We start from the raw sequence: 22,600 nt of genomic DNA, 5'->3' as shown, positions 1-22,600 counted from the left end.
GCCTGAGGTGCATCTGCGTCCTAACGCGGTGGTGCCATACAAATCGGTGGCCGCGGTGATGGCCTCAGCCCAGCGTCTGGGCGTGACCAAGATCGGTATGGTTGGGAATGAGCAGTTTATGAAGTAAGCTTGCTTGTACTGCAGAATTCATGCAAGTTAAGCACTTCATTCAGCTGCACTTGATGTATGATTGAAAATCGGCAGGCTGGTTCCTGCCGTTTTTTATATTTGCTGGAATCAGGAAGAGTCTCAGACTGCCTCAGCGGCTACTGATTCCATAGATTATTTATTTTATTGATTGAGAGATCAACATATGATGCAACTTCGCTTGTCTCGTACCGCTGTATTGATTGCAGCGATCGGCTTTGCTGCCGCGCCAGAATTAACCAATATCGCTGCAAACACTGCGTATGCTCAGGAAGCAATGCGTCCGGAGATCGGTCGTATCGTTCAGTCTGCAGGTGAGTTATTTAAAGCGAAGAAGTACAAAGACGCACTGGCTAAGATTCATGAGGCTGACAGTGTAGGTGGTAAGACTGTGAATGAGAATTTCACGATCGAACGTATGCGCTTGTCGATTGCTTCCGCTGCCAATGATAACGACACAGTGATCCGTTCTGCGGAAACAATTATCTCTGCCGGTAAGTTGCCGTCGAAAGATCAGTTGCAGATGATACAGGTACTGGCAAATGCGTATTTTAAAGCTGGTAACTATGCCAAGGCATCCCAATGGTATAGCCGTTACTACGCTGATGGCGGTACTGATCCTTCCCTGCGCCCATATATGATCCAGGCGATGAATCAGGGTGGCGACAGCGCGAAAGCGATGAAGGAAGTGATGAATGATCTGGCTGCAGATGAAAAGGCCGGACGTACACCTAGCTTGTCCAATCTGGAATTCTATGCGAATGCAGCATTGAAGCAAAAAGACATGGCAGGCTACACGACTGCGCTGGAAAAGCTGGTTGCTTACCACGGTAAAAAAGAATACTGGGTGAATCTGCTGAATAACGTAGAGCGTAAGCCAGGTTATTCTGAACGTCTGAAACTTGATCTGTATCGCCTGAAACTGGCCTTGGGTCAGGTTAGCAAAACATCTGACTATATGGATTCCTCGCTGATGGCGATTCAGGCTGGTTATCCTGGCGAAGCGACCAAGATCATTGATGCAGGCTACAAAGCGGGTGCTTTAGGTGCTGGCAACGATGCTGAGCGTCATAAGCGTTTGCGCGATATGGCTGCTAAAGCTGTGGATGAAGCAACTAAAGCAGCTGCAACTGCAGAAGCAGATGCAAAGCAGGCTAAGGACGGTAATGCATTGGTTAGCCTGGGCTTCGCTGCAGCCACTTCCGGCAAGGCTCAGCAAGGTATTGCGATGATGGAAGAGGGCATCAAAAAAGGCGGCCTCAAACATCCTGAGGATGCGAAACTGCATCTGGGCATTGCACAGTTGCAATCGGGCAAAAAACAGGAAGCGATCAAAACGCTGAAGTCGGTTCAGGGTAAAGATGGTGTCGCAGATCTGGCCCGTTACTGGGTACTGTACGCAGGTCAGAAATAAGCTTGTTCTGATCGAAAAAAAAAGGCACCTTCGCGGTGCCTTTTTTTATGCTACGCGCTGATTAGCCGTGATGCTTTTTACTGTGTTTGTGGCTGCTATTGTGATGTGCAACTTTTTGGCGTGCGTTGGATTTACCAACTGGGATTTCCAGGTGCAAAGTCTGGCCAGAGCTGACTTGTTCTGACTTTAGCTTATTCCAGGATTTAATATCCGCGACACTGACATGATAGCGTTTTGCAATGCCGTTCAGATTGTCGCGCTTGCCTACTTTGTAGCTGATCTGGCGTGTGGTAATCGCCTTTTCTATGACTAGCTGGGCTTTTTCTGCGACTTCAGGGGCAATGTCTTTATCTTCTGCATGCGCGGATTTCGGAACCAGTAAGGTGGAGCCTGCTTTGACCAGCATTTTGGCGGGGATCATATTGACGTCCCGCAAAGCCTCAACCTTGTGGCCCAGCTTAATCGCCAGCGCTTCAATTTTTTCGGTTTTTTGAACGATGTAGGTGGCCCAACTCGATAGCGGTCCCTGCCATTTGCTCAGATTTTCCTTGAACAGCGCAGCATTCTCAGTCGGAAGCAGGATTTTTGTATTGCTGCTACCGGTAATCACTGGGCGGTTAAATTGCGGATTGAGCGCATTGAATTCTGCCAAGGGTAATTCAGCGAGTTGCGCTGCGACACGTACATCGATATCGCGGGTTTTTTCAATGGGAACAAAGTAAGGCTGGTTTTCCAGTGCAGGCAGGGTGATATTGTATTGTTCAGGATGAGTGATGATGTTTTTCACGGCCTGCAGCTTGGGCACATAATTTCTGGTCTCAAGCGGCATCAGGTAAGACATGCTGTCGTAATCGACAGGCAGGCCTGCAGCCTGTTGTTTCTTGATTGCGCGTTGTACTGAGCCTTCGCCCCAGTTATAGGCTGCCAGCGCCAGTTGCCAGTCACCAAACATACCGTACAAACGTTCCAGGTAATTCAGTGCGGCATCGGTAGAGTCAAGTACGCCACGACGGTCGTCCTTGAACATGTTTTGCTTCAGATTGAAGTCTTTTCCTGTCGCCGCCATGAATTGCCACATGCCGCTGGCTTTTGCGGTGGAGATAGCCTGGGGATTGAAAGCGGATTCGATAAAAGGGAGCAAGGCCAGTTCTGTCGGCATGCCGCGTTTTTCCAGCTCTTCAACCACATGGTAGAGGTAGCGTGAACCACGTTGCACTGTGCGCAGCATGTAGTCGCTGCGCGAGCTGTACCAGGTGGTCTGGCCCGCAACCAGTTTGTTGTCCAGGTCTGGGATGGCATAGCCGGCGCGGATACGCTCCCATAAATCCAGTTCTTTATTTTCGTAACTGAAGGAAGAAATTTTGAGCGAGCTATCAATGGGCGTCGAACTGGAGAGGCTGGTTTCCGGTGTGGAGTTCAGTGCGTCCGGAGCGGGGCTTTCTGCCTGACAGAGCTGAGGAATCGCGAATGCTATCCATGCGCTGAGCAATAAGGGTTGGAAAGGGTGTCTTAATCGTTTCATAGGCAAGATGATGGCTCATCGACCTTGGTCGACTTTGATTTCAGGATCGTGAGAGTGTACGCAAGTGCAGAAGACCTCGTCAAGGAAAATGTCATCTGATTGACATCTTGAGTGATGAGCGAAAATAAGGGTGAGATTTCTCAATAATCGCAACAGAAACGCGAATATGCGACTATTTCTGCTGGGTCGGACAGGCTATGTTTGTAGGGGCAGGCAAGGTGTTTTCCCTTGCCTGTCTTGGCTTTCCGGCCATTTCTCTCTGCTGAAACAGGGTCAGGATTGCATGCAGAATGCATTGAGTTTATTGCCGTCCAGGTCGCGGAAGTAAGCAGCATAAAAACCACTGGTGCCGCGCGGACCCGGTCCACCTTCATCACTGCCGCCAAGTGCCAGGGCTTTTGCGTGTAAGGCTTTGATTTTGTCTGCTGAGTCAACTACCAGTGCTACCATGCTGCCATTACCGACGCAGGCTGGCTGGCCGTTAAACGGTTTGATGATGCCGAGACTGGGTTTAGCCGGGCTGACGCCCCAGGCAATAAATTGCTCGCCTTCCATGATGCGGCGCGCGCCTATTTCTGCCAGCAAGGTGTCATAGAACGCAGCAGCCTGTTCGAAATGATTCGTACCTAAAGTAACGTAACCTATCATGTTGTCTCCTGTCTGATGAGGGATGAAAAATTTGTGCGCTTAGTGTAGCAGGCGCTCTGCATTGAACTTATTCTGCCACAGCCTCCGCCTGTTGCGCGGCGTCGGCTTCCAGATTGAATTGCAGTGCAGCCAGCCGGGCATAGATGCCGCCTTGTGCAATCAGGGACTGGTGGTTGCCAGTTTCAACAATTTTGCCATGTTCCAGCACGACGATGCGATCTGCACGTTGCACGGTCGCCAGACGATGCGCAATGATGAGTGTGGTACGGCCTTGCATGGCGCGTTCCAGTGCTTCCTGCACCAGGCGTTCTGACTCTGCATCAAGTGCGCTGGTTGCCTCGTCCAGTAATAGCAAAGGTGGATTTTTCAACAGTGCGCGTGCAATTGCAATCCGCTGCCGCTGGCCGCCAGACAGCCTGACACCACGCTCCCCCAGAAATGACTGATAACCCTCGGGAAGGCGTTCTATAAACTCGTGGGCGGCTGCCAGCTTTGCTGCTGCGATCACCGCTTCATCGCTGGCATCCGGATCGCCATAGCGGATATTCTCCATTGCATTGGCTGAGAAAATGACTGCATCCTGAGGCACGATGCCTATCGCGTCGCGCAGAGTTTGCAAATTAAGTTGGCGAATATCGACTCCGTTGAGCAGGATGTTGCCTCGCTGGGGATCGTAAAAGCGCAACAGTAATTGAAACAATGTGGTTTTGCCTGCGCCTGAGGTGCCAACCGGGGCCAGGGTTTCGCCCGGTGCGATCTGTAGATTGATGTCAGTCAGCGCGGCTTGTTGTGGTCGTGATGGATAAGAGAACTGAATCTGTTGTAATGCCAGGCTGGCACCATGGTGTGCCGCACCCGCTACGTCAGGCAGCGGTAATGCTTGTGCGGGATTCTGTATGCTGGACTGTACTTCCATCAACTCCAGCAATCGCTCAGTGGCACCGGCTGCGCGCTGTGCATCGCCCAGTACCTCAGACAGTGCGCCGAGCGCCCCGGCTACAATCGCCGCATACAAAATAAATTGCCCGAGTTGGCCGCTGCTCATTTCTCCCTGCATCACGCGTTGAGCGCCCAGCCATAACACCAGAACGATTGCACCGAATACCAGCAAGATTGCCAGCAGCGTGAGTAGGGAACGTGCACGTATTCTGCGGGTTGCGCTACGAAATGCATACTCGACTGAGCTGGCAAAGCGCTGTGCTTCCAGCTGTTCATGGGCGTAGGCTTGTACGGTAGGCATAGCATTCAAGATCTCACCTGCGATGGCCGACGCATCCGCAATTTTATCCTGTGAGTCACGCGACAATTGCCTGACGCGTCGTCCGTACCCAATAATAGGTAGCACCACAACCGCCAGCATCACCAGTATCATCAGTGTCAGCTGGGCGCTGGTGACGAACAACATTAGCAGGCCACCGGCAAACAACAGGACATTACGCAGTGCCATGGAAATACTGGTGCCGACTACGGTTTGTATCAGCGTTGTATCCGTGGTCAGGCGCGACAGGACTTCACCGGTTTGTGTGGTTTCAAAAAACTCGGGACTCTGGGTCACTACATGTGCATACACGCGGTTGCGGATATCGGCAGTGACCCGTTCACCCAGCCAGGACACCATATAAAACCGGGCTGCAGTACTTATGCCTAGCAGGATGGCAACGCCAAAAAGGGCCAGAAAAGTCAGGTTCACACGGCTCAGATTCGCTCCGGCTTTGCTGGCAAAACCCAGATCTATCATTTGACGGAATGCAGCCGGGATGGCGAGTGTTGCCGCTGCAGCTAGCAATAAGGCGATACCTGCCAGCACAAACTGCCTGCGATAAGGGCGTAAAAATGGCAGCAGTGCGGCCAGAGTGCGTATACTGCTGCGTGCAGCTTGGGGTGGGTTTGGATTGTTCATCTTGGCTATTGTGGTGGGCAGTCACCTACATGATGTCTGCCTTGTGCTTTTCAAGTTGGTGGCGAGCTTTCTTGCCTGCCTACATTCCTTGCGTCAACGCCTTCTTGCTGACAGGCGTTGTTGAGCTGTCATTCCCATTAAAAAAAGACGCTATGAAAAAAATGATTGAGAGACGTATTCCAGCGCTGTTACTGATGCTGGCTGTGCTGACGCTGAGTGCCTGCCAGAGTACCATGAACCGCGTGAATGACTGTAAAACCGGTGACTGGCAACTGATAGGGAAAAAAGACGGCGGTGACGGACTGGTGCAGCAATTTGAAGACAGAAAGCGTTTCTGCTCCTTTGTAGACAGTGACAAAATCAGGGAAGAATCTGCTATTCAATATGCGCAGGGCTGGGTGCTGGGTAATCAGCAGTTTTGGTTTCAGCTGGGGCGGGTTGACGGGCGTACCGGACTCGGTGTTGTGCATTATCAGCAGCAACTGATATCCGACAAGGTTGTTGAAAACAAAACGCCGCTGAACCCGGCTTACTATGAACAAGGCTGGCAGCAGGGAAATCACGAATACTGGTATCAGACCGGTTTTGACGATGGTAAAGCGGGTAAGACTGCGGCTGAAGAGCAATTCCGCGCGCGTACCGGCGCTGAAATCGGCTTCCGGCAAGGCTCTTATCGTCAGGGCTGGCAGGATGGGAATTACAAATACTGGGAAAATCTTGGTTACCAGGATGCACATGACGGTATTCCGGACAGCCATCTGGAGCAGCATCTGCAAGCAGCCAAAGAAAAAGATTTGTTAGCACGTCCTGAAGCCTACCGCGTAGGTTGGGACCGGGAAATCATTGAATACTGGCGTCAGCTGGCTTGGGCAGATGCAGTCAGTGGGCGTGATATAAACACGCGCCGTGACGATGCCAAACGGCGCGGTCTAAAATTTTTAGAAGCAGAATATAAACAAAAATGGGAACAGCGTCTGATTGAGTACTGGACTGAAGTAGGCGCAGCCGATGGTTTTGGACAGCCTTTCCAGCTTGATCAGCGCATGGCCAGCGCGCGCAGCAATCAAGTGTTTGTGATTGCGCAGACCCGCGATGCGTATACCCAGGCTTGGCAAAAACAAAATGCAGCTTACTGCACCGTCGATAACGCGTTTGAATGGGGCCGTCAGTCCAAAGGCATGGCAGTGGAAGTATGTCAGCCTGCGATTCAGGGACGTTTACAGCGCGCCCTGATCAGTGGCCGTGATTATGAGCAGTTGGCATACAGGCTGGAAAGTACACACAGAGATTTACGCGATCATGAACGCAGAGCGCGCGATGTGGAGCGTCAGTTGAATCAGGTGGAGGCTGAGATCAGGAAAAACCGGGAAGATAAGAATCGTCCGAATACGCAGGAAAATCAAAACATCGATAGCCGCAATGAGCGGAATAAGAATGAGCTGCGCGATCAGTTGCAGTCTTTGCGTCGCCGTATCGATGAGCTGCGCTCCTGGGAATTCCGTTATCAACAGCAAATGGACGGCTTGCGGCGCGATATTTATCTGTAACTGATTGAGCTTTAGCGGTCACTCATTGGCTGACTGTGCCGCTGACATCTGCCCTGAGCCGGAAGTCAGCTGCATTTTTTTGAGTCACCCAGACAAACTTGCACATCTGGCAAAGAACTGTGCCTGAGCCATCAGCGCTGGATGTCGTTCATGACTGCAGCGTGCGCGAAATCACCAAATATTTGCTTTTGAATATATCCAACCTCATCCAAGCCTTATATAATCGCGCTACTTGATCGGGAGAGAGCAACCAGCGGTTGCCGCCGAAGGGGCTAATACCCAACAAACTCTCAGGCAAAAGGACCGGTCAACGGGGCGTAAAACACACCCCACACTCTGGAGAGCGGTAGCGGTTCAGAACTGCACTACCCACCGAAGGTGCGCACGGAGGACAGATACTGTCGCCGTAATCTCTCAGGTACCAGGACAGAGGGGTCAGCGATTGCATCGCATGCAGCGGCGTCTGCGTGCGTTTTCGTTCCTACTCAACTGGTAAAGAGGCATCCATGACGCAAACAGCGACATCTCTCAAGGTAACTCCCCTCAATGCAGCCCATCGCGCGGCTGGTGCAAAAATGGTTGATTTCGGCGGTTGGGATATGCCGGTCAACTATGGTTCCCAAATTGAAGAACATCACGCTGTGCGCAAAGATTGCGGCATGTTTGACGTCTCCCACATGTGCGTGGTCGATATCCGTGGCGACAATGTACGCGGCTTCCTGCGCGGTCTGGTCGCGAATAACGTCGATAAGCTGCAGGTTCCAGGCAAAGCACTTTATTCCTGCATGCTGAAACCGGAAGGCACCGTCATCGATGACCTCATCATTTATTTTTTCAGTGAAAACTGGTTCCGTCTGGTGGTGAATGCCGGTACGGCAGAAAAAGACATCGCCTGGATGAATGCGCGCAATGCAGAAACCCAGAGTGGCCTGACGATCACTCAACGCCGTAACGGCGAGGGTGCATTTGCGCTGGTCGCAGTGCAGGGCCCGAATGCGCGTGCCAAAACATGGGAAGTGCTGCCAGAAACTCAGGCTGCTTCCGCTGACATCAAACCCTTCAATGCGGTGATCGTTGAGGGTACAAAATTCGGTGAAGTCATGGTGGCCCGCACAGGTTATACCGGTGAAGATGGTTTTGAAATCGCCGTGCCGGCCGAACAGGCTGTTGCGTTCTGGGATGCGTTGACCGCAGTTGGCGTCAAACCAGCTGGCCTGGGTGCACGCGATACGCTGCGTCTGGAAGCAGGTATGAATTTGTACGGTCAGGATATGGACGAGAGTGTGAACCCGCTCGACGCCGGTCTGGCCTGGACCATTGATCTGGTGAGCGAACGCGATTTCGTTGGCAAACAGGCTTTGCTGGAGCAAGGACAAAAAGCACAATTCCTCGGTTTGATTTTGCGTGAAAAAGGTGGCATTCTGCGTGCGCACCAAAAAGTGATTTGCGCACAAGGTGAAGGGGAAATTACCAGCGGCACATTCAGCCCTAGTATGCAGGAAGCGATTGCACTGGCCCGTCTGCCTCTGGGTGTGGCAGTGGGAGACACGGTACACGTCGTCATCCGTGATAAACAACTGGCGGCCAGTGTCGTGAAACTGCCTTTTGTCCGTAACGGAAAAGTCCTGGCAGCATAAAGTAGCAGGGGCGTGTGATTTCGCATCACACGCCCGAATTTTTTAGACCTGATTTTAAACACAATAACTGATCAATTTGGAGTCCAGCATGAACATTCCAGCAGAACTGAAATACACCACATCCCACGAATGGGTACGCGTAGAAGCAGACGGCACAGTTGCCGTTGGCATTACTGAGTTTGCTCAGGATGCATTGGGCGATATCGTTTTCGTGGACTTGCCAAAAGTTGGTAGCCAGCTGGAAGCAGGTAAAGACTGCGCCGTCGTGGAGTCTGTCAAAGCCGCTGGTGATATCTACGCACCGTTGTCCGGTGAAGTGGTTGCCATCAATGAAGAAGTTAAAGATGCGCCAGAGTCGATCAATTCTGCTGCCTTCAATGCCTGGTTGTTCAAACTAAAGCCAGCCAATGCGGCTGATATCGACGGTTTACTGAGTGCAGAAGCCTACGCACAAAACATCGGCTGATTGTTCCAGCTGTAACACCCTTTATCCGGCTCAGGGCTGAGCCTTGGTTCAGCCCTGAGCAGATGTCGCAGCACTCCCTTGACGGTCTGTGCTGTGATGTCTGCATCAAGACCCCCACTTGTCCGCAAAAATCATGACACGTCCTTCTCTTAATGAATTGGAAGCACACGATGCTTTCATCGCACGTCACATTGCTCCGTCTGCTGCTGAACAGGCAAAAATGCTTGAAACCTTGGGCTATGCCAGCCGTGAAGCATTGATCGATGCGATCGTTCCTGCCAATATCCGCCGCCGCGATGTGCTGCCGCTGGCGGAGTTCACCGCTGCTAAATCCGAACAGGATGCGCTGGCTCAGCTGAAAACCATCGCTGGTAAAAACAAGGTGTTGAAATCCCTGATCGGTCAGGGTTATTACAACACACATACGCCAGGCGTTATCCTGCGTAATATTTTCGAAAATCCTGCCTGGTACACCGCATACACGCCATATCAGCCAGAAATTTCTCAAGGCCGTCTGGAAGCGATCCTGAATTTCCAGACCATGATTACCGATCTGACTGGCATGGATATCGCGAATGCGTCTATGCTGGATGAAGGCACTGCAGCGGCTGAAGCGATGACGCTGATACAGCGCGTCGGCAAATCGAACTCCAATGTGTTCTACGTGGCAGACGACGTATTGCCTCAAACCCGCGAGATCATCGAAACCCGTGCAACGCCGCTGGGCATCGAAGTCCGTACCTGCACCGGTAACGAAGCGATCGACAACGAATGTTTCGGCGTCCTGCTGCAATATCCTGCTGCTAATGGTGAAATTCGCGATTACGCAGAATTTGCTGCTGCAGTCCACGCTAAAGGCGGCATGGTCATCGTTGCTGCTGATTTGCTGGCGCTGACACTGATCACGCCACCGGGCGAATGGGGTGCTGACGTGGTGGTCGGTAACAGCCAGCGTTTCGGTGTGCCGCTGGGTTTTGGTGGTCCACACGCAGGCTATATGTCTACCCGTGATGCATTCAAGCGCAGCATGCCAGGCCGTTTGGTCGGTGTGACCGTTGATGCACAAGGTAAGCCTGCTTACCGTCTGGCTTTGCAAACACGTGAACAGCATATCCGTCGTGAAAAAGCGACGTCCAATATTTGTACCGCACAGGTATTGCTGGCCGTGATTGCGTCTATGTACGCGGTCTACCATGGCCCGGAAGGCCTGCGTCGTATAGCGCAACGTGTACAGCGTTACACCACAGTGCTGGCAGCGGGTCTGCAACAGATGGGTCTGAGCCTGGCCAACAGCACTTATTTTGATACGCTGACTGTGAATGTGGCAGATGCTGCTGCAGTGCACGCAGCAGCTCAGGCAAAAGGCTATAACCTGCGTCAGATCAGCGCCAATCAGGTCGGTGTGTCGCTGGATGAAACGGTGAATCGTGATGACGTGATCCGTGTTTGGGAAATGTTTGCGCAGGCTAAACCGGTACCGGATTTTGCGGCGGTAGAAGCGACAGTCACAGATGCGATTCCAGCTAAACTGGTACGCAGCAGCGCCTTCCTGACCCATCCTACGTTCAGCCGTTACCATGCCGAGCATGAAATGCTGCGCTACCTGCGCAGCCTGGCAGATAAGGATCTGGCGCTGGATCGCAGCATGATACCGCTGGGTTCCTGCACCATGAAACTGAATGCGACGTCGGAAATGATTCCGGTCACCTGGCCAGAATTTTCCAATATCCATCCATTCGCGCCGCAGGATCAGACCGTGGGTTACCGCGAAATGATCGCTCAGCTGGAAGCCATGCTGTGCGCAGCAACTGGCTATGCGGCCGTTTCCCTGCAGCCGAATGCCGGTTCGCAAGGCGAATATGCGGGTCTGCTGGTCATCAAAAAATACCATGAGTCACGTGGTGAGGGACATCGCAATATCTGTCTGATCCCATCGTCTGCACACGGTACTAATCCTGCTTCTGCCGCCATGGTAGGCATGGATGTCGTCGTCGTTGCCTGTGACGAGCGTGGTAACGTGGATCTGGCGGACCTGGCGGTCAAGGCAGAAAAACACAGTGCCAATCTGGCTGCCATCATGGTGACCTATCCGTCCACCCACGGTGTGTTCGAAGAAGGCATACAGCAGCTGTGCGAGATCGTCCATAGTCATGGTGGTCAGGTCTATGTCGACGGCGCCAATATGAATGCACTGGTTGGTGTTGCTGCACCGGGGCAGTTTGGCGGCGACGTCAGCCATCTGAATTTGCACAAGACTTTCTGTATTCCTCACGGTGGTGGCGGTCCTGGTGTCGGTCCGGTGGCCGTTGGTGCGCATCTGGCGAAGTTCCTTCCCAATCAGAAATCGACTGGCTATGTGCGCGGTGAAGACGGTATTTCCGCCGTGAGTGCTGCGCCATTCGGTTCCGCTTCTATCTTGCCTATTTCGTGGATGTACATCGCAATGATGGGGGCAGAAGGCTTGAAAGCAGCAACCGAAACAGCGATCCTGGCGGCGAACTACATCGCTAAACGCCTGGCACCACACTATCCGGTGTTGTACTCTGGGCACGACGGTCTGGTGGCGCATGAATGTATTCTGGATCTGCGTCCACTGACCGATGCAACCGGCATCTCCAATGAAGACGTGGCTAAGCGCCTCATCGACTTTGGCTTCCATGCGCCGACCATGAGCTTCCCGGTGCCGGGCACGCTGATGATAGAACCGACTGAAAGCGAATCGCTGGCAGAATTGGATCGCTTTATCGACGCGATGATCACCATCCGTGAAGAAATCGCTAAGGTCGCCAGCGGTGAATTCGATGCTAAAGACAATCCTTTGAAGCATGCACCACACACAATAGAAACACTGGTGTCTGCCGAATGGACCCGTGCTTACAGCCGCGAAGTGGCCGCTTATCCGGTCAGTTCTTTGCGTAAGCAGAAATATTGGGCACCAGTCGGCCGTGCTGACAATGTCTACGGTGACCGTAACCTGTTCTGCTCTTGCATACCGCTGAGCGAGTATCAGTAATCACAGCTAATCGGCCTTGCGTCTAATACCGCAGCGTTGATTGCTGAGTTTAGGTGCCGGGCTTAGTTGCTGAAATTGGTCAAAAAAGGCTGCTGTTCTGAGAACAGCAGCCTTTTTTTGTCGCTTCGGTCAGGCTGAGGCGCTATTTTCCTTTGTAAATCCCTGCTTCCAGGATGATATCGCCAGCCCGCTGCAGATACGTGCTCTTCGATTCTATCTGTTTGCTGACCGGATTATTGTAGCGATAATCAACCCAGCCTTTGCCCTTGCTTTTGGCCAGTTCCACGATGTCTTTTCTAAATAGCTTGCCTTCTGCATCCGGCAACTCAATCAGGTTCTTGCCGACCAGTTTGGGGTTGACCGGATGTGCAAGTACAGTGCCGTCGATGCCGCGTATATACAGATACAGCTCACCCACGATGAAATCAGGATTTTTTGCATTGATTTCACGTACCAATGCGTCCTTACCATTTTTTTGCAGATAAGCCAGTCCCTTTTCTACCATCGCCACCGCATCTTCGGGCTTGTCTGCAGCTTGACTGATATTGGCCGATATCAGTGCCAGTGTGATGAGTAATTGAAAGAATACGCGCAGTTTATTCATGAGACGCTCCGAAAATGGATAGACGTACCAGTCAGCATAGTCGGTTTTGAGTAAAGAGTAAGTACAAAGTAAGCACAAAATAAAAACGCCTCTGACTCAGAGGCGTTTTTATAAGGGATGTGGGCAAGTTGCAGCGAATCTAGGGCAGATGGGACGCAGGAAATGGCCATTCGTGCTTAATGTTCGGAATTAAATACAAATAATCCCTGAGGCAGCGCTGGCATTTGAGTGCAAGGTAAATCCAGTGAAACATCATTCTTACCGCTGAAATGCAGATCTGCCCCCTTAGTACATTGGTCGCGCGCATAGGCCCAGGCCTGTTGCGCATTTTCGTACATAGAAAAATTACCTAAATGTGTGAGTGTTACGCCGCTTTGTATTCGTCGGCAGGAACGCAGCGCATCTATTTGATAGCTTTGATTCCTATAGCTAATACTAGTAGAGCCTTGGCAATCATTGTCAACTCTGTCGATTACCAGCTTATCTAATAAGACTCTGGCAACGACTATATTGGGGTCGTCTCCTTGTTGGGTCTCGTGTAGATGAAACATTCCCTGGTCACGAATTAAAGCTTCTCGCCAAGGTAAAGTTGAATTTATCAAATCCTTAAGCTGGGATGCCTGATAGGCACTTGTAGTAGTTGGTGAATGGCGCGCGGAATTTGCTGCAACACGAAGAAAATCCGTAGTGCTATAAGTTTTTGTTTTAGAAGATGTAAAGATACTTGCCCATACATCTAAAGGGCCTGTCGAATTTGAGGTAGTTGAATTCATTGCAGCGGCTAGATAAAAAATAGCTGCTCCACAAGTATAGTGAGTACGCCCATTTAATTTACTGGCTAATGTTTCACCTTCTGCGAGGCTGCAAGCAATCAGGCTTTTAGTGCGTTCATTTTTATATTGTTCGGCGTTGATGACTCCTAGCGTACGTAATGCGTCTTGCGCTGCTGCGTCCGCACCGCCCTCAAACAACCAGATTGGTTCTTCGCGCTGAATTTTCCATTGTTGAGCATTCCATAAATGAAAAAGTTCATGGGCTAAGAAACTGCTTAGCTGATTAATTTGCGCCGTATTTTCTTGTTCCCACAAGCGTCCCATGAAATTGAGTCGTACCATACCAGGGTTGGTGTCTCCCCGAAAAACAGCATTTTTATTTGGCGTATTGGGGTCGAATGAAACCACGATCCAAGGTTTTTTCTTTGGTTGTGAGCCAAACTTCTTTGAATACAGATTCATCAGTGCAGCTAGGTTTTCATTGAGCGTACGCGCAATCCAAGCAGGTAATTTTTTATCCAGAGTGATGCTGTAATCATTTTTCTCTGTAGTGTCAGTTTGCCCTGCGACGATGTAGGTTGCAGCATCGTTTGCGCCCCAGGCTGTCTTCCCTTGAGCGACGGCATGTCCCAACACGACGCCAGGAGTAGTCAGGTTAATTACGCCCCCTTGTCTAGGGAGTAAGTATTCTGAATATATTTGCGCGGCGCGCCCATCGCCAAATAATATGACCGGTGAGTAGACCCTATCCATTAAGCCATCCCGCTCAAACGGATTGAGTTTGACGGAAACCCAGTTTTGTTCTTTTGGTAATATTAGTGCAGTACCGTCTTCATTCAGGCGCGCACCATGTAAAGGGGTCCAGGTCTTTAATCGTATTTCACCGTTACCTACGAAGCGTAGCGTGTCAACCGCATTTGATAATTGGAAGCGGGCTTCGACACTTTTACTATCAGGGTTAAAAGTTAAGCTGACCTTTACTGCTTGTGCATATACCAGAGATGTCGAGAGTACGTAAAGCAATGTAAATAGTGCGAACGTCCCAATCCGAGATAAGAAGTTTATTGCTCTCGACTCTGCTGCAATCATTGATTATCCCTCGTGCATTTGGGTAGTAAATTGTCATTGTATTGCAAATGCGGTATGAATGTTTGCTATAAAGAAAAGGAACAAAATAAAAACGCCTCTGACTCAGAGGCGTTTTTTTGGGGGGGGAGTGCTACCGGTATTGGATAGATCAGGATTGATGAATCTCGATCTGATGCGGGGCCGGGACTGGCCAGCCAGCTTCGGCACAGGCAGCCGCAATCGCTTTGTTGGTATCGAAATAGACTTGCCAGTAATCCTTGTTACTGCAGTTAGGACGCACTGCCAACAGGGTGCCGGCAGCGTTAAATTCCAGAATTTCTATGGTCGGTGCCGGGTTCAGCGTGATGTTGGCGACGCGGCTGACATGTTTTTGCAGCATCGCAATGGCTGCCAGCGGCTCAACGCCATTCGCGATCTGGCATTTCAGATCAACCCGGCGGTGTGGGTTGGCAGAATAGTTGACCAGGTTATCGGCAAAAATTTTGCTGTTGCCGACATAAACACGCAGGTTATCGCCGGTAGTCAGCGTGGTAGCGAACAGGCCAATTTCCGTGACTTCACCGGTTTGTCCGCCAGCACTGATCGCATCGCCAACTTTGAATGGACGCAACAGTACCAGGAAAATCCCGGCAGCGAAGTTAGACAGCAAGCCTGACCAGGCGACGCCAATTGCGACACCACCGGCGGCAATCAAGGCTGCCAGTGATGTGGTTTGGATACCGCAGACATCGAGGATCGCCATTACCAGTGCGATGCGCAGCGCGACTTTAAGTGAGGATTCGCCATACGAAACCAGCGTAGGATCTACCTTGCGTAAAGTCATTGCCTTGCGCAACAGACTGGCCAGCATATTGATGATGATGCCACCGACGATCCAGATCGCAATTGCGGCGAGGATTTTCAGTCCGAAAGGGACGATGTAGGTGTTCAGTAGGTGTTCGAGGTCGATGTTAGGCATAGTCATCCTTTTCAAAGAAAAATGTTCAGGAAGTAATGTCCGTTTTTATACCATTCTTGTCAATCAGCGCGATGTTAAGTTTTGCTAAATCTTTTGCGATGCTGATTGATCATGACAGATGGATGGGAATTGCGTGTCATTTGGGTGACATAGCCTGAGTTTGCAGGCTGGGGTGGAATTGTGTACGTTGATAGCCTGCCTGCTCTGCCTTTTGCCAGATACCTTGCATGACAGTGTCGGGTAATTGTGGGATACGTGATAAGACCCAGCCATATTGACGTCCAGGTTCACCGACCAGTACCCATTGATAATCCGGATCCAGCGCCAGTATCCAGTAATTGCCATAGAACGGTCGAAAAAAGCTGACACGTAATTTGGCGTTGTTGGATTGCGGTACGACCTCGGCTACACCCTGTGCAGTTTCCATACCCTGATCGGCACGTTTGCAGCGATTGGTGACACGTATTTGTTCGCCTTGTAACTGATACTCGGCTTGGGTATCGCTGGCGCACATAGCTTGAAAACGATTAGGTATCAGTGCGATTTCATACCAGCGTCCCAGATAGCGCTGCAGGTCAACCTGGGCCACCACATCCATCGGTGCAGCGGGTTGCGTGTTACACCCAGTGAGCAAGGATGCTGAGAGCAGGGCACAGGTGCCGAGCCAGGCAAAGCGTTGGAGTGACATGATTTTCCTGAGGGTTGTTGGTTGCTAAAAGTCAGCATGTTGTCTGCACGAGATGGCGTTGTGCTTGCTGTGGGGATGATAAGGTAAATTGCTGATGTCTGCGCTGCCTGCAATTTTCGCTTTTGTGTTACGGCTTGGGTCAGGTCCGGGTTTGTGGTATTCCGGTACATGCGAACAGATTAGAGCGCTGACTCTAAGCCGAATAAAGACGTGTTGGTTTAGAGCTGATCAGAGTGCCATAGGAATTTTTGCGGACAGCCTTGGGACGACTTTCATCAAAATCTGTGCTGCATCGCAAATTGACATGCTGCAATGCTGTTTCGATACTGCGTTGCGATCAGTCACACATACTAAGCAGATAATCTCAACAAACATCCCCAGACTCTGGAGGAGACAGCGGCTGGTCGGCGAGCGGAGGAGGTCCTCAGTTTGCACTATTCATGTAATTCATTTTGGGAGGTGAATAATGAAGTTAATGCGTATCGTGATCACGACTTTTCTGTTAGCGATGGCCGGTTTATCCAGCGTCGCCAGCGCTGCGAATTACACGCTATGGATCAATGGCCGCGGTGGTGGCGGTGTGGTCGGCGACTACACTAGTTTTACTTACTGGGGGCCAGCCAGCACGGCCGCTGGTGTCAATAAAAAAGCGGTCAACTGGGACGGCTATAACAGTATTGCGTCTGAGAATGGCAAGATCCGTGATGCACTCGATTGCTTCTGCACTGGCAACAACTGGTGCTATGTCGCGACGCATAGTGCGGGTGATCTGATGATGGGCTATACACTGGCGAATTATGGTGGTTCCACTCGTATGAAGAAAAACGCTGTTTCCAATTCTTCCGGGCAGTGTGGTAACAGCGACGGCACGACTCAGGTCGGTTGGAATATCAAATGGGTACGCGCTGCATCGGGCGCCGGTGGTGGGTCGGAATTGTCGGATGCGGGTTCCTGGGCCATGAGCGAACCGCTGGTCAAGGATTTGAAAACCAGCACGGCGCGCGCCATGTATAACCACAATGATACCCGCAACGTCTGGTTCTATATGTATGCAGGTGCCAAGGGGACCTTTTACTCGGGTATCTTGCCTGGCCAGGACGATGAAGCCGTGGCGTACCATAGCAGTGGTGGGGTGGCAGGTTCCGGTGGACAGGCACTCTGCAATCCTTCGGACTGGTTCTGCAACGACCTGACCTTGGGCACTGCGGCCAACGAAGGCGGCTCAGTCAAGTGGGCCTATCATTCTGTGAGTTTCAGAGATGATGCTGAGGCCTACAATCATTATGCCAATGGGAATTGGCAGGGCATTATTTCTGTGGTGCGCACTGCGGTAGTCAACAATGCCACGTAAGCAGGATAAAGCAGGAACATCGCGCACCGCTGCATCGGTCGCCAAGGCGGCTGGTGCAGTGAAGTCGCCGCGGGATGGCTGGGCACTTTATCGCAAGCCTGTAGTGGCCATCCTGGTGGTGGCTGTGTTGTTGGGTGTGCTGGTCTGGGATGGTAGTCAGCCTAGCCCATCTGGCGATGTTACACAGGCTACAGATGGTGGGCGTGGTGGCCGTGAATTCCTGTCTATGCCTGCTGCCGCAAGCACAGCTAGCATGCCGCAGACAGCAGCCGTACAGCGCCAGCAATTGGTGCAACAAGTAGTTCAGGCGGATCAGGCTTTGTGTCAGTATCAGAGCGGAACGCGTTATCCGCCAGGTTCGCGCCCCGTCAGTCAGCATCCGGATCAGATCTATCCGAATCAGCCAGTCGCCGAATCGCATGCGATGCGCAAGCCTGACGGTACCGCGGATAAGGCGGTGCAGATTGCCACGACGCAGTCGCATGTGTATCTGGCCGCCGGTGAAAAAGCAGTGTTCACGGTGCGCGCCAGTGATGCGCAGGGACAGCCGCTGGCATTACAGGTAGAGAAAGCAGTTGCCAAAGGTTTGAGTTTTGCCGGCCAAAAAGAAAGCGCCGCGCTGGCGCTGAACATGAATGACAGCGGGCAGGATGGTGATACCCGTGCCGCCGATGGGATATACAGCGCGACGCTGCAGCCTGCACAAAGCGGCTTTGCCAGCTTTCACGGCACCTTGCGTACCGAAGTCAGCTATACGGTCGCTGGTAAACCAGGACGTATCTTCTTCGATGTGGTGTATTCGCCGGAATTGCCCGCCACCTGGGTGGCGGGTGTCAGGGAAAGCACTGAAGCAGGTCAGTTGCGCTTTACGCTGCGCGCCAATGTGCGCCTGCCTGGACGCTATCTGGTCAGCGCCAGACTGGACGATGCGCAAGGAAAACCGTTTGCCTTGCTGAGTTTTAATGACGTGCTGCCACAAGGCTTGAATGATATTCCGCTTATCGTTGCGGGTAATTTACTGCGTGATGGTCAGGCGCAGATGCCCTTACGTCTGCGCGATGTGGACGCTTATCTGCTGCGTGAAAATGTCGATCCCGACCGTTTGCTGATGCCCAGGCTGGAAGGGCAGGTGGCAGTCAGTAAGACCTATGCACTGAATATTTTTTCGAGCGAGGAATGGCAGAGCGACGAGCGGCAGCGCTATCTGATGGAGTTTGGCAAAGACTTGCAACAGGCAAAAAATGCTCTGCGCCAGCTCGATCCGGAGGTGGAACGCAACGGCTATCCGCAAAGCGAATGTCGTACTGCAGGCAACTCAAATACCGCTACCACAGCCGGTACAAGCCCGCAACGTTTGGTGCGCTGATTTGCTGGGCTGAGCCAGGCTGGCCGCACAGGTTTTTGCGTGACAGCGATTGGTGATCACGATGACTAAGTGCATGTGAAGAGACGAGTGTCTTTAGCGCGTCAGTCTGCGCCGTATAGCGAAGCTCAGTGCGTCGACCAGCGCTACCAGTAACAGCATGGCGATGATGACTGTCGCCGCGCTATGCATCTGAAACAGAGACAGATGGTATTTCAGCATTTGTCCCAGACCGCCTGCGCCGACCACCCCCAGGATAGAGGCTGCACGTATATTGTTTTCCCAGCGATACAGGGTGTAAGACAGCATTTGCGGCAGCCCCATCGGTAAGCTGGCGTAAAAAAATATTTGCGCGCGGCTGGCGCCATTGAGCTTCAGCGTCTGCGCGTTTTCTGGTGGCAGATTTTCCAGCGTTTCAGCAAACAGGCGACCCAGTACACCGGTGGTATGTGCAGCCAGGGCGATGGTCCCGGCGAAAGGTCCGAGTCCCGCTGCGATCAGCATAATTGATGCCCACACCAGTTCGGGGATTGCACGTGCCAAATTGAGTAACAGGCGGCTGCAGTGATATAGCAAGGTGCCGTACTGTTTGCTGGCAGGCAGTGCCAGCAGCATACCTGCCAGCGCAGCCAGCACGGTGCCCAGTGCTGACATCGCCAGTGTTTCCAGCGTTGCCATGGCCGTTTTGTGTAGAAAGCTGGCTTGCATATCCGGAGGCGCAAACCCGGCCAAAAAGTCGCGACTGCTTTGCAGCGACTGATCGCTGAATAGCTCGGCCCAGTGCATGTCCAGACTCAGGAAGCTGGCGCTGATCAGGGCTGTCAGCAACAATAGTACCAGCGCGGTTTGCCAGCGCAGTAACGGCTGAGTGTGTTGATAGGCAGGGTGTGTCATGCCAGACTCCTGCGCAGCCATAGGCTGAAACTGTCGGCCAGACTGACAAGTAACATAAAGACGATCAGCATCGTCGATACTTCCGCGCCCGCCAGCATTTTCATTGACTCATCCATGCGCTGCCCCAGTCCGCCAGCACCGACAAAACCCATGATCACCGAACCACGGATCGCACATTCCCAGCGATAGATGGTGTAGGACGCGAGTTCAGATGCAGCAGCTGGCAGACTCCCATACAAAAACGCCTGTAAGCGCGAGCTGCCATTTTCCAGCAATGGGTGGCTGCAACTGCCATCGGTGGATTCCAAAATTTCTGCATACACCTTACCCAGCATGCCGCAGTAGGTCAGTGCGATCGCGAGTACACCGGCACTGGGTCCCAGACCGACGATGCGCACAAATAACAAGGCCCATACCAGCTCGGGTACGCTGCGTAACAACACCAACAGCCATCGTATGCTTTGACGGCACAGCCAGGGCAGATGCGCCATACTGGATTTGCCGATGGCGGAAACCGACAGCTGTGCATTCACGATCAGGGCCATCGGGATGGCGGCCAGTAGCGCAAGCGTGACTCCAGCCGTTGCCATCGCAATGGTTTGCCAGGTCGCGATCAAGACTAGCTGCAGGAATTCAGCATCATGCGCTGGCGGGAAAAAGTTTTTCAGGAATTGCCAGCTCGCCTGCAGACTTTGCGCATCTATCAAATCCCAGGGGCGGAACTCGGTCATGCTGAGCATGGGCCACAGGAGCACCAGGGTCAGTAGCAGCAGACTGAGGCGTGACTTCCAGGCAGGGTCGCGCAGGGCGTCAGCGTGCAGCGGTGCGGATGTTTCAGTGTTCACACTTCACCTCAGAAACAGCGCATGGTATCGGCCAGCGCAGCGTCTGGCGCTGCGGCGGTGGCAGGCATGCAGGTGCTGCCCGCATTACGATACAAGTCGGTCAGCATGGTATCGGTGACGTGATCGGTATCAAACAGAATCTCCCCCTGACGCAAACCTATCACTCGCGGGAAATGCGCGCGTGCCAGTTCGACCTGATGCAGGCTGCAAATCAGGGTGGCCTGACGTTGGCGGGCCAGTTGTTGCAGGTTGTTCAGCGTCTGCAAGGCCAGGGTGGGGTCGAGTGCTGACAGTGGTTCGTCCACCAGCAGCAGGCGCGCATCCGACAGACAAAGACGGGCTAAACCGCAGCGTTGACGCTCACCGCCGGACAACTGGTCCACCCGCGCATACAGTTTGTCCTGCAAGTGAAAGTGCGCCAATGCGTCGTAGGCGGCGACCGGATCAGACGGAAGGAACAGGTTACGTAAAGACTGCCATAGCGACCATTGCGGCAGGCGGCCAGCCAGTACGCTGGTAATGACGCGCTGGCGTGCCGGCAAAGGGGGGCTTTGCGGTGCCAGGAATAATTGCCTGCGCATCGCATGGCGCTCCGTATCTGTGCTTTGCCACGGATGGCGGCCGTTCCAGATTAGCTCGCCACTGAGTGGCTGGTGTGCGCAGGCCAGCGTGTGTAGCAGGCTGGTTTTGCCAGCACCGGAAGGGCCGATGATGGCAATTTGTTCGCCTGACTTGATCTGTAAAGAGATATTTTTTAGCGCTAATTGCAGATCAGCGCCAGGCTTGGATGACGCGGCACCAGCATGGTGTACACACAGCTTGTGCAGGCTGAGCTGTGTGGCTGGTGCTGCGTTTGAGGCAGGTGTGACCGACATTACTTGAGTAAGCCCGCATTGTGTGCGGCCGCTTCAATGGCTTTGTAATTCTCAGCTTTAGTCGGGATAAAGCGTGTCGCGCGTTGTAAATCCAGGATTTCTTTATCTTCTGGTTTAGACGCGTCCAATGCGAGGAAGGCCTCAGTGATTTTTTTACGTAAGTCGGCTGGCATGTCAGTGCGCACTGTCCAGTTATAGTCAAAATACCCTGGTGTGGTGTAGAACACGCGGACCTGACGGGTATCGACTTTATTTTGTGCCACCAGTTTTTCCCAAACCGAGATATTGAGCGCACCGGCATCGACTTTGCCACCGGCGACCGCAGCCACGGTTGCGTCGTGTGCGCCCGAGAATGCGATGCGCTTCATGTCGCTATCCGGATTGATTTTCGCTGCCAGTAAAAATGAACGTGGCATCAGATGGCCTGAAGTTGAGGATTCAGAACCAAAGCTGAAGGTCTTGCCTTTCAGGTCTTCCAGTTTATTGATGTCCTTGTGGGTCGTGACGAAGACAGATTTGAATTTTTCATCCTCTTCGCGCTGTACCAGCGGAATAACCTGATCTTTACTGCGTACTTTTGCCTGTACAAAGGTGAAGCCGCCAAACCAGACTATATCGAGTTTTTTATTGATCAGGCCTTCGACCGATGCGGCATAATCGGTGACGGGCGTGAACTCGACTTTCATGCCCAGTTTCTTTTCCAGATAAGCGCCCAGCGGCTTGAATTTGCGCTGTAATTCAGTTGGTGCTTCGTCCGGAATCGCTGAAACACGCAGTACTTGCTGGTTTTGGGCAGATGCCAGGCCGGATAAACCAAGCAGACTGGCAGTCATCAGCAGTGTGAGTTGGCGACGGGTGAAATTCAT

19 protein-coding genes and 2 riboswitches are annotated in these 22,600 nt (G+C 52.4%); of the genes, 8 read left to right on the top strand and 11 right to left on the bottom strand.

The genetic code is table 11. From position 1 onward, the window contains the following. Both H8K47_RS18435 and H8K47_RS14585 read left to right on the top strand, forming a co-directional pair. Positions 1-127: ExbD/TolR family protein (locus H8K47_RS18435; RefSeq protein WP_408057904.1), on the top strand; the 127-nt coding region annotated here is incomplete at its 5' end. A gap of 186 nt (positions 128-313) precedes the next feature. Continuing rightward, positions 314-1,561: a tetratricopeptide repeat protein gene (locus tag H8K47_RS14585; RefSeq protein WP_186882127.1), complete on the top strand. Its 1,248-nt coding sequence runs from the start codon at positions 314-316 to the stop codon at positions 1,559-1,561. A gap of 61 nt (positions 1,562-1,622) precedes the next feature. Here H8K47_RS14585 and H8K47_RS14580 read toward each other — a convergent pair whose 3' ends face one another. The 3 genes from H8K47_RS14580 to H8K47_RS14570 form a co-directional block, all read right to left on the bottom strand. After that, complete coding sequence (locus H8K47_RS14580) at positions 1,623-3,083, bottom strand: transglycosylase SLT domain-containing protein (protein ID WP_186882126.1); 1,461 nt, start codon at positions 3,081-3,083, stop codon at positions 1,623-1,625. Positions 3,084-3,356: 273 nt separating this feature from the next. Next, positions 3,357-3,731, bottom strand: coding sequence for a VOC family protein (locus H8K47_RS14575; protein WP_186882125.1), 375 nt, complete (start codon positions 3,729-3,731; stop codon positions 3,357-3,359). A 67-nt stretch (positions 3,732-3,798) separates the two neighbouring features. Continuing rightward, positions 3,799-5,631, bottom strand: coding sequence for an ABC transporter transmembrane domain-containing protein (locus H8K47_RS14570; RefSeq protein ID WP_186882124.1), 1,833 nt, complete (start codon positions 5,629-5,631; stop codon positions 3,799-3,801). A gap of 152 nt (positions 5,632-5,783) precedes the next feature. Here H8K47_RS14570 and H8K47_RS14565 point away from each other — a divergent pair, with 152 nt between their 5' ends. The 4 genes from H8K47_RS14565 (at position 5,784) to gcvP (ending at position 12,294) form a co-directional block, all read left to right on the top strand. Beyond that, the gene (locus H8K47_RS14565; protein ID WP_186882123.1) at positions 5,784-7,178 is read left to right on the top strand and encodes a DUF2799 domain-containing protein; all 1,395 of its coding nucleotides are present in this window, start codon (positions 5,784-5,786) and stop codon (positions 7,176-7,178) included. A 227-nt stretch (positions 7,179-7,405) separates the two neighbouring features. Then, a riboswitch (glycine riboswitch) is annotated at positions 7,406-7,494 on the top strand. 10 nt (positions 7,495-7,504) lie between these two features. Beyond that, positions 7,505-7,618, top strand: a riboswitch (glycine riboswitch). A gap of 66 nt (positions 7,619-7,684) precedes the next feature. Beyond that, on the top strand, positions 7,685-8,815 hold the full coding sequence (gene gcvT / locus H8K47_RS14560; protein WP_186882137.1) for a glycine cleavage system aminomethyltransferase GcvT: 1,131 nt from the start codon (positions 7,685-7,687) through the stop codon (positions 8,813-8,815). Between the two features lie 88 nt (positions 8,816-8,903). Next, positions 8,904-9,281, top strand: a complete 378-nt coding sequence (gene gcvH, locus H8K47_RS14555; protein ID WP_186882122.1) for a glycine cleavage system protein GcvH — start codon at positions 8,904-8,906, stop codon at positions 9,279-9,281. A 133-nt stretch (positions 9,282-9,414) separates the two neighbouring features. After that, a complete protein-coding gene (gene gcvP / locus H8K47_RS14550) occupies positions 9,415-12,294 on the top strand; it encodes an aminomethyl-transferring glycine dehydrogenase (RefSeq protein ID WP_186882121.1) in 2,880 nt (959 codons plus the stop codon). 142 nt (positions 12,295-12,436) lie between these two features. Here the strand turns inward: gcvP and H8K47_RS14545 are convergent, their stop codons facing one another. From H8K47_RS14545 to H8K47_RS14530, 4 genes are all read right to left on the bottom strand, one after another. After that, the gene (locus H8K47_RS14545; protein WP_186882120.1) at positions 12,437-12,898 is read right to left on the bottom strand and encodes a cache domain-containing protein; all 462 of its coding nucleotides are present in this window, start codon (positions 12,896-12,898) and stop codon (positions 12,437-12,439) included. A gap of 176 nt (positions 12,899-13,074) precedes the next feature. Beyond that, entirely contained in the window at positions 13,075-14,760 is a 1,686-nt protein-coding gene (locus H8K47_RS14540) for a hypothetical protein (RefSeq protein ID WP_186882119.1), read from the bottom strand. Between the two features lie 148 nt (positions 14,761-14,908). Next, positions 14,909-15,718, bottom strand: coding sequence for a mechanosensitive ion channel family protein (locus tag H8K47_RS14535; protein ID WP_186882118.1), 810 nt, complete (start codon positions 15,716-15,718; stop codon positions 14,909-14,911). Between the two features lie 136 nt (positions 15,719-15,854). Next, positions 15,855-16,406, bottom strand: a complete 552-nt coding sequence (locus H8K47_RS14530) for a lipocalin family protein (protein ID WP_186882117.1) — start codon at positions 16,404-16,406, stop codon at positions 15,855-15,857. Positions 16,407-16,872: 466 nt separating this feature from the next. Between H8K47_RS14530 and H8K47_RS14525 the strand changes: the two genes are divergently transcribed. Both H8K47_RS14525 and H8K47_RS14520 read left to right on the top strand, forming a co-directional pair. Continuing rightward, a complete protein-coding gene (locus tag H8K47_RS14525; protein ID WP_230410219.1) occupies positions 16,873-17,757 on the top strand; it encodes a hypothetical protein in 885 nt (294 codons plus the stop codon). Continuing rightward, positions 17,747-19,123, top strand: a complete 1,377-nt coding sequence (locus H8K47_RS14520) for a choice-of-anchor X domain-containing protein (RefSeq protein WP_186882116.1) — start codon at positions 17,747-17,749, stop codon at positions 19,121-19,123. Before H8K47_RS14525 ends, H8K47_RS14520 begins: the two co-directional genes overlap by 11 nt. Before the next feature lie 93 nt (positions 19,124-19,216). Here H8K47_RS14520 and phnE read toward each other — a convergent pair whose 3' ends face one another. The 4 genes from phnE to H8K47_RS14500 are packed head-to-tail and all read right to left on the bottom strand — an operon-like array spanning position 19,217 to position 22,567. Continuing rightward, positions 19,217-20,014 carry a phosphonate ABC transporter, permease protein PhnE gene (gene phnE, locus H8K47_RS14515; RefSeq protein ID WP_186882115.1) on the bottom strand — a complete coding sequence of 266 codons (798 nt, stop codon included), beginning with the start codon at positions 20,012-20,014 and terminating at the stop codon, positions 19,217-19,219. Beyond that, positions 20,011-20,859 (bottom strand): PhnE/PtxC family ABC transporter permease, encoded by an 849-nt coding sequence (locus H8K47_RS14510; RefSeq protein WP_329604177.1) that lies wholly within the window; start codon positions 20,857-20,859, stop codon positions 20,011-20,013. Before H8K47_RS14510 ends, phnE begins: the two co-directional genes overlap by 4 nt. A gap of 8 nt (positions 20,860-20,867) precedes the next feature. Continuing rightward, the gene (locus H8K47_RS14505) at positions 20,868-21,734 is read right to left on the bottom strand and encodes a phosphonate ABC transporter ATP-binding protein (RefSeq protein WP_186882114.1); all 867 of its coding nucleotides are present in this window, start codon (positions 21,732-21,734) and stop codon (positions 20,868-20,870) included. Then, positions 21,734-22,567, bottom strand: coding sequence for a putative selenate ABC transporter substrate-binding protein (locus tag H8K47_RS14500; RefSeq protein WP_230405263.1), 834 nt, complete (start codon positions 22,565-22,567; stop codon positions 21,734-21,736). Before H8K47_RS14500 ends, H8K47_RS14505 begins: the two co-directional genes overlap by 1 nt. Between the last annotated feature and the right edge of the window lie 33 nt (positions 22,568-22,600).

The sequence above is a fragment of the Cognatundibacterium rugosum genome, assembly GCF_014284365.1.
Classification (GTDB): Bacteria; Pseudomonadota; Gammaproteobacteria; order Burkholderiales; family Burkholderiaceae_D; genus Undibacterium; species Undibacterium rugosum.
The sequence above is the reverse complement of the archived record's forward strand: the minus strand, read 5'-3'. Positions and strand labels throughout refer to the sequence as shown.

Bases quoted from the DNA above. Each gene is read 5' to 3' on its own strand.
- H8K47_RS14545 (WP_186882120.1), bottom strand. From the start codon at position 12,898: ATGAATAAACTGCGCGTATTCTTTCAATTACTCATCACACTGGCACTG.
- H8K47_RS14575 (WP_186882125.1), bottom strand. From the start codon at position 3,731: ATGATAGGTTACGTTACTTTAGGTACGAATCATTTCGAACAGGCTGCT.
- H8K47_RS14580 (WP_186882126.1), bottom strand. From the start codon at position 3,083: ATGAAACGATTAAGACACCCTTTCCAACCCTTATTGCTCAGCGCATGG.
- H8K47_RS14585 (WP_186882127.1), top strand. From the start codon at position 314: ATGATGCAACTTCGCTTGTCTCGTACCGCTGTATTGATTGCAGCGATC.
- gcvP (WP_186882121.1), top strand. From the start codon at position 9,415: ATGACACGTCCTTCTCTTAATGAATTGGAAGCACACGATGCTTTCATC.
- H8K47_RS14535 (WP_186882118.1), bottom strand. From the start codon at position 15,718: ATGCCTAACATCGACCTCGAACACCTACTGAACACCTACATCGTCCCT.
- H8K47_RS14565 (WP_186882123.1), top strand. From the start codon at position 5,784: ATGAAAAAAATGATTGAGAGACGTATTCCAGCGCTGTTACTGATGCTG.
- gcvT (WP_186882137.1), top strand. From the start codon at position 7,685: ATGACGCAAACAGCGACATCTCTCAAGGTAACTCCCCTCAATGCAGCC.
- H8K47_RS14500 (WP_230405263.1), bottom strand. From the start codon at position 22,567: ATGACTGCCAGTCTGCTTGGTTTATCCGGCCTGGCATCTGCCCAAAAC.
- H8K47_RS14520 (WP_186882116.1), top strand. From the start codon at position 17,747: ATGCCACGTAAGCAGGATAAAGCAGGAACATCGCGCACCGCTGCATCG.
- H8K47_RS14530 (WP_186882117.1), bottom strand. From the start codon at position 16,406: ATGTCACTCCAACGCTTTGCCTGGCTCGGCACCTGTGCCCTGCTCTCA.
- phnE (WP_186882115.1), bottom strand. From the start codon at position 20,014: ATGACACACCCTGCCTATCAACACACTCAGCCGTTACTGCGCTGGCAA.
- gcvH (WP_186882122.1), top strand. From the start codon at position 8,904: ATGAACATTCCAGCAGAACTGAAATACACCACATCCCACGAATGGGTA.
- H8K47_RS14505 (WP_186882114.1), bottom strand. From the start codon at position 21,734: ATGTCGGTCACACCTGCCTCAAACGCAGCACCAGCCACACAGCTCAGC.
- H8K47_RS14540 (WP_186882119.1), bottom strand. From the start codon at position 14,760: ATGATTGCAGCAGAGTCGAGAGCAATAAACTTCTTATCTCGGATTGGG.
- H8K47_RS14525 (WP_230410219.1), top strand. From the start codon at position 16,873: ATGAAGTTAATGCGTATCGTGATCACGACTTTTCTGTTAGCGATGGCC.
- H8K47_RS14570 (WP_186882124.1), bottom strand. From the start codon at position 5,631: ATGAACAATCCAAACCCACCCCAAGCTGCACGCAGCAGTATACGCACT.